The 391-nt window shown below is 53.7% G+C and carries 1 protein-coding gene; it reads left to right on the forward strand.

What is annotated here, in order from left to right; all coding sequences use genetic code 11:
• Nucleotides 1-391 (forward strand): polyubiquitin (locus tag L5876_RS14565; RefSeq protein WP_236957085.1); only part of this gene is annotated, 391 nt, incomplete at both ends.

The following is a 391-nucleotide window of genomic DNA, read 5'->3' on the forward strand; positions in this document are numbered from 1 at the left end:
GACAAGGAAGGCATTCCTCCAGATCAGCAGCGTCTGATCTTTGCTGGAAAGCAGCTGGAAGATGGTCGTACCCTGAGCGACTACAACATCCAGAAGGAATCCACCCTTCACCTTGTGTTGCGTCTTCGTGGAGGTATGCAGATCTTCGTGAAGACCTTGACGGGAAAGACCATCACCCTTGAAGTTGAGCCCAGCGACACCATCGAAAATGTGAAGGCCAAGATCCAGGATAAAGAGGGCATCCCCCCTGACCAGCAGAGGCTGATCTTTGCCGGCAAGCAGCTAGAAGATGGCCGCACTCTCTCTGATTACAACATCCAGAAGGAGTCAACCCTGCACCTGGTCCTTCGCCTGAGAGGTGGCATGCAGATCTTCGTGAAGACCCTGACCG

This window comes from Hyphobacterium sp. SN044, assembly GCF_021864465.1.
GTDB lineage: Bacteria > Pseudomonadota > Alphaproteobacteria > Caulobacterales > Maricaulaceae > Hyphobacterium.